Source organism: Campylobacter sp. P0103, from assembly GCF_002139545.1.
Classification (GTDB): domain Bacteria; phylum Campylobacterota; class Campylobacteria; order Campylobacterales; family Campylobacteraceae; genus Campylobacter; species Campylobacter devanensis.
Map to the genome: position 1 here is coordinate 263,139 of NZ_MJKG01000001.1, position 14,409 is coordinate 277,547.

A 14,409-nucleotide genomic window follows, 5' to 3' on the forward strand; every position below is an offset into this window, starting at 1 on the left:
AAATGTTATTATCTAAAAGAATTTCAGTTCTAAGCGAGAGTCTTACAATCGCAATTAGCTCAAAAGCCAAAGAGATGAAAGCTGCTGGGCTTGATGTTATTAGCTTTAGTGCTGGAGAGCCAGATTTTGATACACCAGAAGTTATCAAAAATGCAGTAAAATTAGCTTTGGATAAAGGTTGTGGTAAATATACTGCAGTCCCTGGTACGCCTGAAGTCTTAGAAGCTATTGCTACAAAACTAAAAAGAGATAATAATCTAAACTACAAACCAAATCAAATTATTACAAATGTAGGTGCCAAACACTCTTTATTTAATCTATTTTCATGCATTATCAATCATGGAGATGAAGTTATAATTCCATCTCCATACTGGGTAAGCTATCCTGAAATAGTAAAATATTGTGGTGGTACTCCAGTTATAATTGAAACAAGTGAAGATAATAAATTTAAATTAACAGCTAGCCAAATCAAATCTGCTATAACCTCAAAAACAAGAGCAATAGTGCTAAATAGTCCAAGCAATCCATGCGGTGGCGTATATAGCAAAGCTGAACTTGAAGAGATTGGCAAAGTATTAGAAGGTAGTGATATCTTAGTAGTTAGCGATGAAATTTATGAAAAACTTACATATAGTGGTGAGTTTATAGCAGCTGCAGCAATTAGCGATGATATGTTTAAAAGAACAATTACAATAAATGGTTTAAGCAAATGTGGAGCAATGCCAGGGTGGAGATTTGGATATATGGCAAGCAGTATCGATGAGCTAAATAAAGCTGTTAGAAAACTTCAAAGCCAAAGCACTAGTAATATCTCTAGCATCGTCCAAGCCGGTGCTATCCCAGCACTTCTAGGCAAAGCTGATAACGATATAGCATATATGAAAAGCAAATTTATAGAGCGTAGAGATTATGCTGTAAAAGCTATAAATGATATAGAAAATTTAAGTGTAGTATGTCCAGATGGAGCATTTTATCTATTTATAAACTGTAAAAATGTAGAGCCTGACTCAATGAAATTTTGCCAAGAACTCCTAGAAAAAAGTCTAGTAGCTACAGTTCCTGGCGTAGGATTTGGTATGGATGGATATTTTAGAGTTAGTTTTGCATGCGATTTAGATAGTTTAAAGCGTGGTATTGAGCGTATAGCTGAGTTTGTCAAAAATTATAAAAAATAACAATGAGAGTGCTATAAAGGCACTCTTATTTAGACTAAATTCATAATATTTAGCTATAATTCTAAGCTTACAAACTATAATAAAGTATCAAAATGGGAAAAGATCTAGCAAAAAATAAAAAAGCACTTCATGATTATACAATTATAGAAAGCTTTGAAGCCGGCATAGTCTTACAAGGTAGCGAAGTCAAGGCACTTCGTGCTGGTAGAGCAAATTTAAAAGATAGCTTTGTGAGAATCATCAAAGGCGAGCTCTTTTTGTTAAACGCACACATAAGCCATCTACAAACTGCTCACTCACACTTTCGCCCTGATGAGAGATCGCCTAGAAAGCTCCTTATGCACCGCAAACAGATAGATAAACTCCTTGGCAAAGTTAGCACCGATGGGCTAACAATTGTAGTTTTGAGTCTGTATCTAAATCACAAAAATATAGTCAAAGCAAATATCGCCCTAGCCAAAGGCAAAAATTTACACGATAAAAGAGAAGCTCTCAAAGAAAAACAAGCAAATTTAGAAGCTAGAGCCGCTCTAAAAAGATATTTATAAAGGATAAAATATGAAAAATATTAAATTTATAGCCCTATTTTTAATAGCACTTTTCGCACTTAATGGGTGTAATCAAGATAAGACAACTCAAACTCAAATAGAACAATCAAGCTATTATAAAACAGGCGATGAGATAGAATTAACCAGTATAATTGGCACTAAAGCTACGATAATTCGCACTGAAAATGGCTTTAAACTCAAAGATAGTGATAAAATTCTAATGCTTGATATATTTGGAACTTACTGCGCCCCATGCCAAAAAGAGGCTCCACATTTGATGGATTTTCAGCTTAAAAACGCAGATAAATTTATGATAATTGGGTTAATTCACTTTGAAGATGTAAGTGATGAGTATGTTTTAGAGAATTTTAGTAAAAAATATAACGCCTATTACTTCATAACAAATTCAAAAGAAAATAGCAAGATTATAGATCAAGCTCTAAATGATATAAGCTATAATAGAGCCCTTTCAATTCCATTTAAAGTAGTATTAAAAGATGGTAAATACCAAAATCTAAGCGATAATCTAGGCAGTACAACAACGCAAAATAAATTCTACCTAGGTGAAGTAAGCACCAACACAATTAGCCAAGATATAGATAAGATCTTAAATGCAAACTAAAAGATCATTAACTTCAAAAACAAAATTAAAAGAGTTTAAACCAACTCTTTTTAAGGTGATTTTGTTAAACGATGATGTAACTACAATGGATTTTGTAGTGATGGTGCTTTGTGAAATTTTCAATAAAGAGCTAAAGCAAGCTATAGAATTGATGATGAAAATTCATAAAAATGGTAGCGCTGTTTGCGGAATTTACACAAAAGAGATCGCCCAAACCAAGCAAAACCAAACCCTAAGCCTAGCTAAGGCAAATGGATTTCCATTAAAATGCGTTATAAAAGAGGATTAATGATAGAACAAAATCTAGCAATGTCAATAAAACAAGCTAATGACTTAGCTTTAAGCGAATCGCATGAGTATATTAGTACTGAACATATTTTATATACTCTAACATTTGATAAGGAATTTATAAAAATTCTAGAAAATATCGGTATTAATGATGTTATAGCTTTAAGAAATGATCTAATAAATATACTCAAAGAATCTCCAAAATCTAGCGAAAAAAAGCCACCAATTCTTACTCATAAGCTTAGTGAATTATTCTCTAGCATTACTGCTGAGGAAAATTTTGGAATTGAGGAGTTTTTAGATGAAATTTTGAGCGATAAAAACTCACAAGCCTATCAACTACTTGAATTTCACGGATTAAATTTAGATGATAATGAGCTACTATCTGTAGCTACAAATTTAAATGAATTAGTCAAAAATCATCAAATAGATCCTGTGATAAATAGAGATAAAGAGATTGACAAAGCTCTTCAAATTCTATGCCGACATAAGAAAAATAATCCGATTTTTGTAGGCGAAGCTGGAGTTGGTAAAACCGCAATAGTCCAAGGAATAGCCCAAAGAATAGTAGATGGAAAGATCCCTGATAGATTAAAAGATAGCGTGATTTTTAGCTTAGATATCTTTGCTATTTTAGCTGGAGCGAAGTATAGGGGTGAGTTTGAAGAGAGATTAAAAGAGATTATAAATCGCTTAAAAGATAATAAAAATCATATAATTTTCATAGATGAAATTCACACTATCCTAAACACAGGGAGCAATGATAATGGCCAAGATGCGGCAAATATCTTAAAACCACACTTAGCAAATGGTGATATAAGGTGTATTGGCGCAACTACTTATAGCGAGTTTAGAAATTTCAATAAAGATAGAGCCTTGCTTCGTAGATTTAATAAAATAGATGTCGCCGAACCAAGCAAAGAAGAGACCTTAGAGATATTAAAAGGCTTAAGGCCAACTTATGAGAAATTTCATAATGTCAAATATAGCGATGAAATTTTAAGCCAAAGTATAGAGATGGCTAAGAGATATCTAACTGACAAATTCCTGCCTGATAGCGCTATAGATATCATTGATGAGGCTGGCGCATCGGCAAATATCGAGAATAAAAAAAGCGTAACAAAAGCCAAAATCAATGAAATTGTCTCTAAAATAGCCAATATCTCAAATATCCAAACAAGCTCTGATAACACTCAAATTTTAAAAAATCTATCCACTATATTAAACCAAAAAATATTTGGCCAAGACCTAGCTATAAAGAGCTTGAATGACGCTTTAATCACATCATACGCAGGATTAAATGAGCCAAATAGGCCAATTGGTGTATTTTTATTTACTGGAAGTAGCGGTGTGGGTAAAACTGAGTTAGCAAAAGAGCTAGCAAATGCTTTAAATATCCATTTTGAGAGATTTGATATGAGCGAATATATGGAGAAACACGCCGTAGCTAAGCTCATTGGCGCACCTCCTGGATATATAGGGTTTGAAAATGGTGGAATGCTTACAAATATGGTTAAAAAGCACCCTTATAGCGTGATTTTGTTTGATGAGATTGAGAAGGCTCATCCAGAGTTATTAAATATATTTTTACAGATTTTTGATAGCGCAACTCTAAGTGACGCAAGTGGAAATAAGAGTGATTTTAAAAATACAATTATCATAATGAGCTCAAATTTAGGCACCAAAGAAGCACCGATTATGGGCTTTAATAAAGATGATAGCGATAAAACAGATAGAGCTGTGAAGGGATTTTTTGCTGCGGAGTTTAGAAATAGAATTGATAAGATTATAAATTTCAACACTCTAAGCCACGAAGTCTTAGAAAAAATAGTCCAAAAAGAGATAAAAGAGCTAGAGCTATCAGCCAAAAAAATCTCTATATCTATTAGCAAAAATGCGATTAATGAGATTATTAAACTTGGATATAGTAGCGAATTTGGCGCTAGAAATCTTAAACGAACTATTAAAGATAAAATCAATCTTAAACTATCCAAAGAGCTGCTTTTTGGTGCTTTAAAAAATGGCGGCACTGCTAATATTGATTTTAATGGCAGTGAGTTTGAGTTTAAATTTATCCAAGCAAAATAGCTAATGAACTCTATTTTTCCAAATCCATTAACTGCTCCAAAAGACGCTCCACTAGCATATGGTGGTGACCTAAGTAGTGAAATTTTACTTGATGCGTATATGCATGGTATTTTTCCATGGCCGTGTGATGGGGTGATATTTTGGCATAGCCCTGACCCAAGGGCAATATTTTATCCACAAAATATTAAAATTCAAAAGAGTTTAAAACCATTTTTAAGGGATTATAGAGTTAAATTTGATTATAATTTTAGAAATTTTATCAATTTTTGTAAAACCCAGAGAGAGCTTAAAGAGCCAACTTGGATAGATCAAAATGTCGTAGATAGCTATATTAAGATGCACGAATTAGGCTATGCACACAGTGTGGAGGTCTATTATAATGATGAGCTTATTGGCGGGCTTTATGGGCTGATTTTTGGTAAGATTTTTTGCGGTGAAAGTATGATTAGTAAAGGCAAAAATGCCTCCAAAGTCGCTCTAATCACACTAGCTAAGGCATTAGCAAAATATGATTTTATCATAGATGCACAAGTAATGAATCCTCATCTTAAATTTATGGGAGCCCAGGATTTAGCTAGGGATGAATTTTTGACTCTGCTTAAGATAAAATCAAATCAATCAAGCGGATTTGAAAATTTTAAAGATTTAGAGTTAAATTTGGAATAAATATTGCTTATGTATTGCAATAAATTTAAAAAGGATATATGATGTACGCAGGTTTTAGTACTAGCAAATCAAAACAATTAGTAGATTCGGCTCTTGGTAGTAGGGTTGCTAGAAACCAATTAATAGCTAGCAATATTGCAAATATCGATACTCCTTTTTATAAAGCTAAAGATATCGATTTTGAAACCGCTTTAATAGAAAAAAAAAGAGAGGTATATAAACTAGGTGCTAGTGAGCCAAAATTAGAACTCGCTAGAACAAATGATAAACATTTTGCCGCAATCGATTTTCCATCAGTTAAGATTCCAACTATCTATCTAAGAGATGGTCATATGGCTAGAAATGACGCTAATACTGTCGATCTAGATATCGAAACTAGCGAAATGAGTAAAAATGTTTTAATGATTCAAGCACTAGATTCAGCTAGCAAAAAACATGGCGATATCTTTAAAAGCGTAATAGATGCAAGTGGAAAAATATAAAGGATAAATAATGGCATACTTAAGTGATTTTGATATTAGTGGATATGGACTTAGTGCGCAACGCTTTAGAATGAATGTAATTAGCTCAAATATAGCTAATGCAAATACTACTAGAACTGCCGAAGGCGGCCCATACCGCCGTAAAGAGGTTGTATTTAAGGCAATTGAATTTGATAAAGAGCTAAATAAACAACTAAATGCTAAAAATGACTTTTTAGAAAATGAGAATCCTTTAGACGATCCAGATGCGCCAAGATTTCCAAAACCTGCGATCTCAACTGTGGTAGTCGATAAAATCGTACGTGATGATAAAGATTTTAAAATGAAATTTGATCCAACTCACCCAGATGCAAATGAAAAAGGTTATGTAATGCTACCAAACATAAATCCAGTCATTGAGATGGCGGATTTAATAGAAGCAACAAGAGCATACCAAGCAAATGTATCAGCATTTCAAAGTGCCAAAGCGATAGCGACAAGTGCTATTGATATGATGAAAGGATAATTGAATGAACATTAATAATATATCAAATTTAAATCCATTAGAGCAAAAAAGTAGTAAAAATGATAATTTACTAGATCAAAGTTTCTCTGATATTTTAACCAAAACTCTAGGCGAACTAAATGACGTCCAACAAAAAGCTGATAAAGCAGTAGCTGATCTAGCAACTGGAGAAGTAAAAGATCTACACCAAGCAGCGATTGCAATCGGCAAAGCAGAAACTAGCATGAAACTAATGCTAGAAGTAAGAAATAAAGCTATAAGCGCTTATAAAGAGATAGCAAGAACACAGCTATAATGAGCCAAAATAGTAGCCAAAGCAAAGTATATGTAGTATTTTTGCTAATTATTCTTGGTATCTTTATATTCTTAACAGTTATATTTTACCGATCTAGTATCGAGCGTCGCCTTCCAAAACTCCAAAGTAGCGACTATACCAGTGCTATGCGTGGCTCTATATTAAGCCAGGATGGTTTTAGCCTAGCAAGCAGTCAAAAACTCTTTAAAGCGATGGTAGATACTAGAAATATTGATCCAAATAAAAAAGAGTTATTTATCAAACTATATACTTTATATAGTGGTGATGACCCTAAAAAAATTAGAAAAATCCTAGCAAAAAAAGGTTTAGTAACTCTATCATATGAGATTGATGCCAAGGGTGCTGCATATCTAAAAGAGTTAGCTAGAAAGCTATATAGAAATAAAGTATTTATCGCATATCAAGATCCAAAAACCGGTATAGTCTCTACTCAAGGAATGAGCATTATAGAAAGCGGTGAAAGACGAATATATATGGCAAGTGACGCTTTAACGCCAGCTATTGGCTACATTAAAAAGATTGAAATAGATGGTATTACAAAAGTTGAAGGAGTAAAAGGAATTGAAAAAGTATATGATAACTTGTTATCCTCTACTCAAGATGAGCTAACAAAAGGACCAAGAGATCTAGCAAATACAATAATTTTAAGTAAAGACGCTGAGCTATCTCGCCGTATTGATGGCTATAATGTCGTGCTAAATATTCCATTAAAACTACAAAAAATATTAGAAAAAATGGCTGTAGCAAAGATGAATGAACTAATTGCTAAAGAAGTTATAATAGGCGTTATGGAGGCTAAAAGTGGAGCTATAATTTCATTAGTTTCTACCTCTAGATACAATCCATCAAGTATCACTAAAAAAGATTACCAATCACTAAATTCAACAGCAAGCGAATACGCTTATGAGATGGGTTCAGTTATGAAACCATTTATCTTTGCCCTACTTTTAAAAGCTGGCAAAATCGATCCACTTGAGATAATAAATGTCTATGGTGGTAAATATAAACTAGGTAAACGAACAATCACTGACAGTCATAAAAATGATACCCTAAGCGCCCAAGATGTAATCGTAGAATCTTCAAATGTTGGTATGATTCAAATTGTAGATAGATTAAGCGAATTTGAACTTTATAATGGTCTTTTAGAATTTGGATTTTCTCAAAAGAGCGGAATAGATCTAAGCTATGAACAAGTTGGCAATATACCATCAATCTCTAAACTAAAAAATAAGGTATATAAATCCACGCTAAGCTATGGTTATGGCGTCCAAGCTACATTTATACAGCTTCTAAGCGCCTATAATGCAATCACAAATGATGGTGTTATGGTTACACCACGCATAGCTAGTCATCTAGAAAAAGATTCTAAAACCTATAAATACAAAGAACAAGAGTTTACCCAAATTCTCTCAAAAGCTCAAGCTCAAAAGATGAAAGATATCCTAATCAAAGTTGTAGAAAGTCCTAATGGAACCGCTAAAAGAACACAAATCCCAGGCCTAATAATTGGTGGCAAAACTGGTACTGCACATATCGCTACAAGTGGTGGTTATAGCGATAAGCGCTATAATGCAAATTTCTTTGGCTTTGTCCGTGATGCCAAAGGCAAGGAATATACAATTGGCGTTTTAGTACGTGAACCAATGAAGCCATATCCATACTACTATGCTTCATGGAGCGCATTGCCAATATTTCGCTCAACTATCGAGCTAATGGTAGAAAATGGCTACCTAACTCCAGCTAAACTAGACCCAAAAGCCATTAAAGCCATTAATGCTAAAGAGGGTAAGAATATAAATGTAATATTAGACTAAATTTAACGCAAATAAAATCTTTTTAAGTCTCTTTTGCATATAATTTAAGTTTTATTTTTTAGGTAGGATTATGAATTTAATAGACAAGTTAGAAAACAATCAAAGATTGGAATTTGATGATGCTATCAAGCTTTATGATTTAGATCTATTTACTCTAGGCAAATATGCTAATAAAATCAGAGAAGCTAAAAATGGTAAAAAGGTATATTTTAATATAAATCGCCATATAAATCCGACTAATTTATGTGCTGATGTGTGTAAATTTTGCGCCTTCTCATCTCATAGACAAAGCGCTGATAAGAGTTATACAATGAGCTATGAGCAAATTATTGAAGCAGTAGATAAAAGCGTATTAAACGGAGCCAAAGAGATACATATAGTCTCTGCTCACAATCCAAATGTATCATGGCAATGGTATCTAGAGATATTTAAAATGATAAAAAATAAATATCCAAATTTACACATAAAAGCACTTACTGCAGCAGAGGTTGATTACCTACATAGAAAACATGGCTTCAGCTATAAAGAAGTGATAGAAAAGATGATTGAGTATGGTGTGGATAGTATGCCTGGTGGAGGAGCTGAAATATTTGATGAGGGCATTAGAGCTGAGATTTGCAAAGGCAAAGTAAGTAGTAATAACTGGCTTAAAATTCACTCTTTATGGCATCAAAAAGGTCGCCAAAGCAACGCTACAATGCTATTTGGTCATATAGAGAACAAAGAGCATAGAATCGATCATATCCTTAGAATTCGCTCGCTACAAGATCGCTCCCTAGCTCTAAATAACGGCGGTGGATTTAATGCTTTTATCCCATTAGTTTATCAAAGAGATAATAACTATCTTAAAAATATCCCATTTTTAGGCTCAGTTGAGATACTAAAGACAATGGCAATTAGCAGAATCTTGCTTGATAATATAAATCATATCAAGGCATACTGGGCTACTTCTACTTTAAATTTAGCTCTTGTAGCACAAGAATTTGGTGCTGATGATTTAGATGGAACGATAGAAAAAGAGAGTATTCAAAGCAGTGCTGGAGCAGCAAGTAAAAATGGTAAAAGTCAAAAAGAATTTATAGAGCTAATTCAAACAAGTGGATTTATACCAGTTCAAAGAGATAGCCTATATAATGAACTTATAATATACAATTAGAAAGAAATATGGATATATTTAAGCTCAAACAAAACAATACAACTGTAAAAACCGAGCTAAATGCAGCTCTTACTACATTTTTGGCTATACTTTACATAGTTCCAATTAATGCGCTTATCTTAAGCGATGCTGGTATGCCAAAGGAAGCTTTATTGGTAGCGACAGCCCTTATCACGATTCTAGCAACTATTTTTAATGGCTTATGGGCTAACACACCAGTAGCACTGAGCACGGGAATGGGATTAAATGTTTACTTTACATATAGCATGGTAATTGGTATGCAAATTCCATGGCAAACTGCACTTGGAGCGATATTTATAAGCTCAGCTATATTTACAATTTTAAGCTTTACAAACTTTCGCCTTTGGATTATCAAAAATATCCCACTAGATCTTAGGTGTGCTATAAGTGCTGGTATTGGTGCATTTATATGTTTTATTGGTCTATCTAAAATGGGTTTAATAGTTGCTAGTCCAGCTACTAAAGTTGCTATTGGCAATATTAGCGATCCTAAAGTTTTAGTTGGTGTTATAGGGATTATATTTATGATACTATTTTGGACTTTAAAACTGCGTGGCGGATTTGTTTTGGCAATTGCTGTAACATCAATTGGAGCGTGGATATTTGGAATTTATGAAACACCAAAAGAGATAATCTCGATACCTGTTAGCATCGCTCCAATTTTTGGGGAGTTAGATATTCTCTCAGCTCTTAAAATTTCTTTACTTCCAGCAGTTTTAACACTATTTGTTACTCACCTATTTGATAGTATTGGCACCCTTACTGGAGTTGGAAATAGAGCCAATCTATTTACACACGCTGATGGCGAAAAAAAATTAGCCAAAAATTTAGAAAGCGACGCAATAGCTGGCATGGGTGGAGCCATTATAGGTACAAGTACAATTATAACATGTGTAGAGAGTGCAAGCGGTGTAGAAGCTGGTGGCAGAACAGGACTTACGGCTGTATTTATAGGAATGTTTTTTATATTTACCCTATTTTTCTTACCACTATTTGGCTCTATTCCAGCTAATGCTATCTATCCAGTACTTGTAATGGTAGGTATTTTAATGTTTAGTGAACTTGGCAAAATCAACTACAAAGATCCAGCTATTTGCGTTTCAACATTTTTAACTGTGATATTAATGCCGCTTACATACTCTATTACAATAGGATTGAGCGTAGGATTTATATCATATTTTATTATTAAATTAGCACTAAGAAAATGGGAAGATCTAAATTTAGGCGTAAGTACACTAGCTATTATTAGCCTATTTGCCTTTATTGCTAGTTCAGCACCTAATCTATTTAAATCAATAATTGGAGGCTAAAAATATGACATATTATGATTTTAGCTCATTTGAAAATGATGCCAAAATTTTAGCTAAAAGAGCTAGAGATGAATTTAATCCAGAGGCTATTTTAGGTATTGCTAGAGGTGGATTAACTCTAGCTCACTTTTTAGCAAATGCGCTTAATATTAGAGATTGTTTTAGTCTAAACTCTATACATTATGAAAATACTACAAAGCTAGATACTGTCAAAATCTACAATATCCCAGATCTAAGCAAATTCAAAAGAGTATTAATTACAGATGATATTATCGATAGTGGCGAATCTATGGTAGCTATCAAAAAAGAGATCAGTAGATTATATCCGAATTTAGAAATTGCTGTAGCTACTATATTTTATAAGCCAAAAGCTTTGATGTTACCTAATTTTACTATCAAAGAAGCTGATGATTGGATTGAGTTTTTTTGGGATTTAAGTTTAGAATAGATGATTATGCGAGCTGAGATTTTAATATATTATTTTTGCACAGGACTTACACTATGTATTCTTTATGCAACCCAGCCAATTGGTCCTATATTTGAAAGTGAACTTGGTATATCTAAAACTCAAGCTGCTCTATTTACTACTGCGATAATGACTCCACTAGCATTTGCTGGAATATTTTATGGCTATCTACTTGAAAAAATTGCTATTAAAAATATCTTAGTCGTAGCGTTTTTACTTCTTGGTATTAGCGAGATTATTTTTAGCTTTGCTAATTCATACTTTTTATTATTAAATATTAGAGGATTTCAAGGGTTGCTAATCCCTGCTGTGCTAACTGGAATAATGAGCTATATAAGCCAAATTTCATCAAAAGATAATGTAGCAAGTGCTATTGGTATATATATTGGAGTTACTATTATTGGTGGATTTATGGGACGAGCATTAAGTGGATTTTTTACAGATATATTTGGCTGGAGACCATTTTTCTTTATTATTGGCTGCGTTGCTATTTTTGCTTCAATTTTACTACTTAAATTTAGCAAAAATATCAAAGCTAGCTACCTAAAACCACACTTAATAGATGTAATCCATACTCTAAAGCTTCGTCATAATCTTTATATATTTTTAATGATTTTTGGGATATTTTTTACATTTCAAGCGATGCTTAACTTTATCCCATTTGAACTAGCTAGAATTGATGAAAACTATAATTCATCAAAGGCTGGAATGCTATATATTGGCTATTTAATTGGTGTTTTAGTTGCGTTTAATACTAAAAAAATTACAGCTCTATTTCGCAGTCCAATAACTGCTATAATAGCTGGAATCATAACCCTTATCATTGCTATTCAAATTTTTAGGATCGAGAGTTTTGGACTTATTTTTGTAGCAATGGTAGTCTTTTGTCTTGGAAATTTTATAGCCCACTCTATTGCTAGTGGATTTATAAATAAGATGGCTACAACACATAAAGGAATCTCAAATGGTCTTTATGTAAGCTTTTACTATTTTGGCGGAGCGCTTGGTAGCTTTATCCCTGGACTTATTTATATGCCTTTTGGCTGGAATGCCTTTTTATGGCTTCTTAGCGTTATTAGCTTTATTTCATTACTTTTTATTTTGGTGATTCGTGATATCAAGGCTTAATCTATTTTGGCTTTTTATAGCCCTAGCTTTAAACTCAGCTCTTTTAATCTTTAGCATGAGCGGATTAAGCATTAGCTATTATGAAGCACAAATTTATTATAGCAACTCAAATTTAGGTTTTATATTACGCTATATTAGCTCTATTTTTGGCGATAATGAGATAGTAATCCGTGGTCTATTTTTAACACTTCATATTGCAAACTCACTACTAATCTACATCATTTCTTTAAGAATCCTAAAACGCCAAAGCGACTGCGTGATAGCTGCAATTTTATATATGTTTTTACCTGGCGTACTAGTTAGCGCATTAATAATCAATCAAGCTAGTATTGCGATATTTATTACGCTTATTGTAGTATTTTTACAGCAACGACAAATGTATATCTTAATGAGCTTAATACTGGCTTTGAGTCTATTTTTTAGCAAACCATTCATCGCACTTTATCTGGCTATTATGCTATTTGGACTTTTTAGCAGAGATAAAAAATTTGCCATAATTGGTGCATTTTTTTGCATAGCGTGGTACTATTTAAATGGTTTAGAATCTAGCGGAAAACCACGTGGATATTTCCTAGACTCAATAGCGGTATTTGCTGCAGTATTTTCACCATTGCTTTTTATATACTTTATATATACGATTTATAGAATTTGTATTAAAGAAATTAAGAGTTTTTTATGGTTTATTAGCCTAACTGCCCTTGGTGTATGCTTGCTTCTTTCTATGCGTCAACGTGTAGAATTAGAATTATTTTTACCATTTTGTGTGATTTTAGTACCAGCAATGGTAAGAACATTTTTTAGTTCATATAGATCACGCTTACCACGTTTTAGAGTGCTTTATAAGTTGATTTGTATTATTGTTTTAGTTACATTAGCACTAAATAGTTTAGCTATTATTTTTCATCAATATTTATATATTTTTCTAGATAATCCTAAACATCACTTTGCCTATAAATATGACATTGCAAAAGAGCTAGCAAAGGCTCTAAAAGATCGCCAAATTACTGCTATTTCAACCAACCCAAATCTAGCTCTAAGGCTAAAATTTTATGGAATTCCAATGGGCGGTAACTATTATTTAGATACTACTTATAAAAAATCATGCGAACAAATAAAAATATATAAATTTAATAAATCCATAGCTAAATTTTATCTATGCAAAAAATAAAAGCTTTTAGCCTATTTGAATTAGTAATTGTAATGGTTGTGATTGGTGTTTTACTCTCAATCACAACCATAAATTTCAAAAATGATGACCTAGCACGAGCAGCAAATCAAGTTGCTAGCCATATAAGATATACGCAGTTTTTAGCACTCACAGATGATAAATTTAACCCAGAAGATAAAAACTGGACTAAATCTAGATGGCAAATTTACTTCACTAAAACAGTTGCTGGTAAAAAAGTATTATATTATTCAATCTTTAGCGATAGTGGAGGATATAGCGGAAGTCCAGATGGAAAGGAAATTGCTAAAAATCCGCTAAATCCAGCTAAGGTTTTATCAGTCTCACACGCTGGAATCTCTACCATTAATCCAACTGATGAGCTAGATTTGATGGAAAAATTTAACCTAAATGATGTAGAGCTTTTAGGTGGTTGTTCTCAAAGTGGCTCAACTAGAATTAGCTTTGATAATCTTGGACGACCATTTAAAGGTAATCCAAAAAGTGCCGATAACTCCACGCATAATCTAATTACCTCTACATGCCAAATTCGCCTCACTCACCAAAATGGCAACTGTATATATATAAATCTTGAGCCAATCACTGGATTAATTAGCATTGATAAGCCACAAATCCAGTGTAAAAGCAATTAAAATAAA

Annotated in this window: 16 protein-coding genes; all 16 read left to right on the forward strand. The window is 33.0% G+C overall.

Annotated elements, in window-relative coordinates; all coding sequences use genetic code 11:
* Nucleotides 1-2 precede the first annotated feature (2 nt).
* The 16 genes from CIGNP103_RS01345 to CIGNP103_RS01420 all read left to right on the forward strand — a co-directional run bounded on the left by CIGNP103_RS01345 (nt 3) and on the right by CIGNP103_RS01420 (nt 14,403).
* Entirely contained in the window at nt 3-1,175 is a 1,173-nt protein-coding gene (locus CIGNP103_RS01345) for a pyridoxal phosphate-dependent aminotransferase (RefSeq protein WP_086241227.1), read from the forward strand.
* Nucleotides 1,176-1,267: 92 nt separating this feature from the next.
* A complete protein-coding gene (gene smpB, locus CIGNP103_RS01350; RefSeq protein ID WP_086227911.1) occupies nt 1,268-1,723 on the forward strand; it encodes an SsrA-binding protein SmpB in 456 nt (151 codons plus the stop codon).
* Nucleotides 1,724-1,733: 10 nt separating this feature from the next.
* A complete protein-coding gene (locus CIGNP103_RS01355) occupies nt 1,734-2,345 on the forward strand; it encodes a thioredoxin (RefSeq protein WP_086252508.1) in 612 nt (203 codons plus the stop codon).
* Nucleotides 2,335-2,634, forward strand: a complete 300-nt coding sequence (locus CIGNP103_RS01360; RefSeq protein WP_086233274.1) for an ATP-dependent Clp protease adaptor ClpS — start codon at nt 2,335-2,337, stop codon at nt 2,632-2,634. The genes CIGNP103_RS01355 and CIGNP103_RS01360 overlap by 11 nt, the downstream gene beginning before the upstream one ends.
* On the forward strand, nt 2,634-4,721 hold the full coding sequence (locus tag CIGNP103_RS01365) for an AAA family ATPase (protein WP_086252509.1): 2,088 nt from the start codon (nt 2,634-2,636) through the stop codon (nt 4,719-4,721). Before CIGNP103_RS01360 ends, CIGNP103_RS01365 begins: the two co-directional genes overlap by 1 nt.
* A 3-nt stretch (nt 4,722-4,724) precedes the next feature.
* Nucleotides 4,725-5,387, forward strand: coding sequence for a leucyl/phenylalanyl-tRNA--protein transferase (gene aat, locus CIGNP103_RS01370; protein WP_086241223.1), 663 nt, complete (start codon nt 4,725-4,727; stop codon nt 5,385-5,387).
* A gap of 41 nt (nt 5,388-5,428) precedes the next feature.
* Complete coding sequence (flgB, locus tag CIGNP103_RS01375; protein ID WP_086224315.1) at nt 5,429-5,869, forward strand: flagellar basal body rod protein FlgB; 441 nt, start codon at nt 5,429-5,431, stop codon at nt 5,867-5,869.
* A gap of 10 nt (nt 5,870-5,879) precedes the next feature.
* Entirely contained in the window at nt 5,880-6,374 is a 495-nt protein-coding gene (gene flgC, locus CIGNP103_RS01380) for a flagellar basal body rod protein FlgC (RefSeq protein WP_086227907.1), read from the forward strand.
* A 4-nt stretch (nt 6,375-6,378) separates the two neighbouring features.
* The gene (gene fliE / locus CIGNP103_RS01385) at nt 6,379-6,669 is read left to right on the forward strand and encodes a flagellar hook-basal body complex protein FliE (RefSeq protein WP_086224311.1); all 291 of its coding nucleotides are present in this window, start codon (nt 6,379-6,381) and stop codon (nt 6,667-6,669) included.
* Nucleotides 6,669-8,504, forward strand: coding sequence for a peptidoglycan D,D-transpeptidase FtsI family protein (locus CIGNP103_RS01390; protein ID WP_086235261.1), 1,836 nt, complete (start codon nt 6,669-6,671; stop codon nt 8,502-8,504). The genes fliE and CIGNP103_RS01390 overlap by 1 nt, the downstream gene beginning before the upstream one ends.
* A gap of 67 nt (nt 8,505-8,571) precedes the next feature.
* Entirely contained in the window at nt 8,572-9,660 is a 1,089-nt protein-coding gene (mqnE, locus tag CIGNP103_RS01395; protein WP_179187313.1) for an aminofutalosine synthase MqnE, read from the forward strand.
* 8 nt (nt 9,661-9,668) lie between these two features.
* On the forward strand, nt 9,669-10,991 hold the full coding sequence (locus tag CIGNP103_RS01400; protein WP_086229102.1) for an NCS2 family permease: 1,323 nt from the start codon (nt 9,669-9,671) through the stop codon (nt 10,989-10,991).
* Nucleotides 10,992-10,995: 4 nt separating this feature from the next.
* Complete coding sequence (locus CIGNP103_RS01405) at nt 10,996-11,439, forward strand: phosphoribosyltransferase (protein ID WP_086238842.1); 444 nt, start codon at nt 10,996-10,998, stop codon at nt 11,437-11,439.
* On the forward strand, nt 11,440-12,585 hold the full coding sequence (locus CIGNP103_RS01410) for an MFS transporter (RefSeq protein ID WP_236847403.1): 1,146 nt from the start codon (nt 11,440-11,442) through the stop codon (nt 12,583-12,585).
* Nucleotides 12,569-13,753, forward strand: a complete 1,185-nt coding sequence (locus CIGNP103_RS01415) for a hypothetical protein (protein WP_180380189.1) — start codon at nt 12,569-12,571, stop codon at nt 13,751-13,753. The genes CIGNP103_RS01410 and CIGNP103_RS01415 overlap by 17 nt, the downstream gene beginning before the upstream one ends.
* Entirely contained in the window at nt 13,741-14,403 is a 663-nt protein-coding gene (locus CIGNP103_RS01420) for a pilus assembly FimT family protein (protein ID WP_086242816.1), read from the forward strand. Before CIGNP103_RS01415 ends, CIGNP103_RS01420 begins: the two co-directional genes overlap by 13 nt.
* Nucleotides 14,404-14,409: the final 6 nt, after the last annotated feature.

Bases quoted from the DNA above. Each gene is read 5' to 3' on its own strand.
- CIGNP103_RS01355 (WP_086252508.1), top strand. From the start codon at position 1,734: ATGAAAAATATTAAATTTATAGCCCTATTTTTAATAGCACTTTTCGCA.
- fliE (WP_086224311.1), top strand. From the start codon at position 6,379: ATGAACATTAATAATATATCAAATTTAAATCCATTAGAGCAAAAAAGT.
- CIGNP103_RS01360 (WP_086233274.1), top strand. From the start codon at position 2,335: ATGCAAACTAAAAGATCATTAACTTCAAAAACAAAATTAAAAGAGTTT.
- CIGNP103_RS01410 (WP_236847403.1), top strand. From the start codon at position 11,440: ATGATTATGCGAGCTGAGATTTTAATATATTATTTTTGCACAGGACTT.
- CIGNP103_RS01365 (WP_086252509.1), top strand. From the start codon at position 2,634: ATGATAGAACAAAATCTAGCAATGTCAATAAAACAAGCTAATGACTTA.
- smpB (WP_086227911.1), top strand. From the start codon at position 1,268: ATGGGAAAAGATCTAGCAAAAAATAAAAAAGCACTTCATGATTATACA.
- CIGNP103_RS01400 (WP_086229102.1), top strand. From the start codon at position 9,669: ATGGATATATTTAAGCTCAAACAAAACAATACAACTGTAAAAACCGAG.
- flgB (WP_086224315.1), top strand. From the start codon at position 5,429: ATGTACGCAGGTTTTAGTACTAGCAAATCAAAACAATTAGTAGATTCG.
- flgC (WP_086227907.1), top strand. From the start codon at position 5,880: ATGGCATACTTAAGTGATTTTGATATTAGTGGATATGGACTTAGTGCG.
- CIGNP103_RS01420 (WP_086242816.1), top strand. From the start codon at position 13,741: ATGCAAAAAATAAAAGCTTTTAGCCTATTTGAATTAGTAATTGTAATG.
- aat (WP_086241223.1), top strand. From the start codon at position 4,725: ATGAACTCTATTTTTCCAAATCCATTAACTGCTCCAAAAGACGCTCCA.
- CIGNP103_RS01345 (WP_086241227.1), top strand. From the start codon at position 3: ATGTTATTATCTAAAAGAATTTCAGTTCTAAGCGAGAGTCTTACAATC.
- CIGNP103_RS01390 (WP_086235261.1), top strand. From the start codon at position 6,669: ATGAGCCAAAATAGTAGCCAAAGCAAAGTATATGTAGTATTTTTGCTA.
- CIGNP103_RS01405 (WP_086238842.1), top strand. From the start codon at position 10,996: ATGACATATTATGATTTTAGCTCATTTGAAAATGATGCCAAAATTTTA.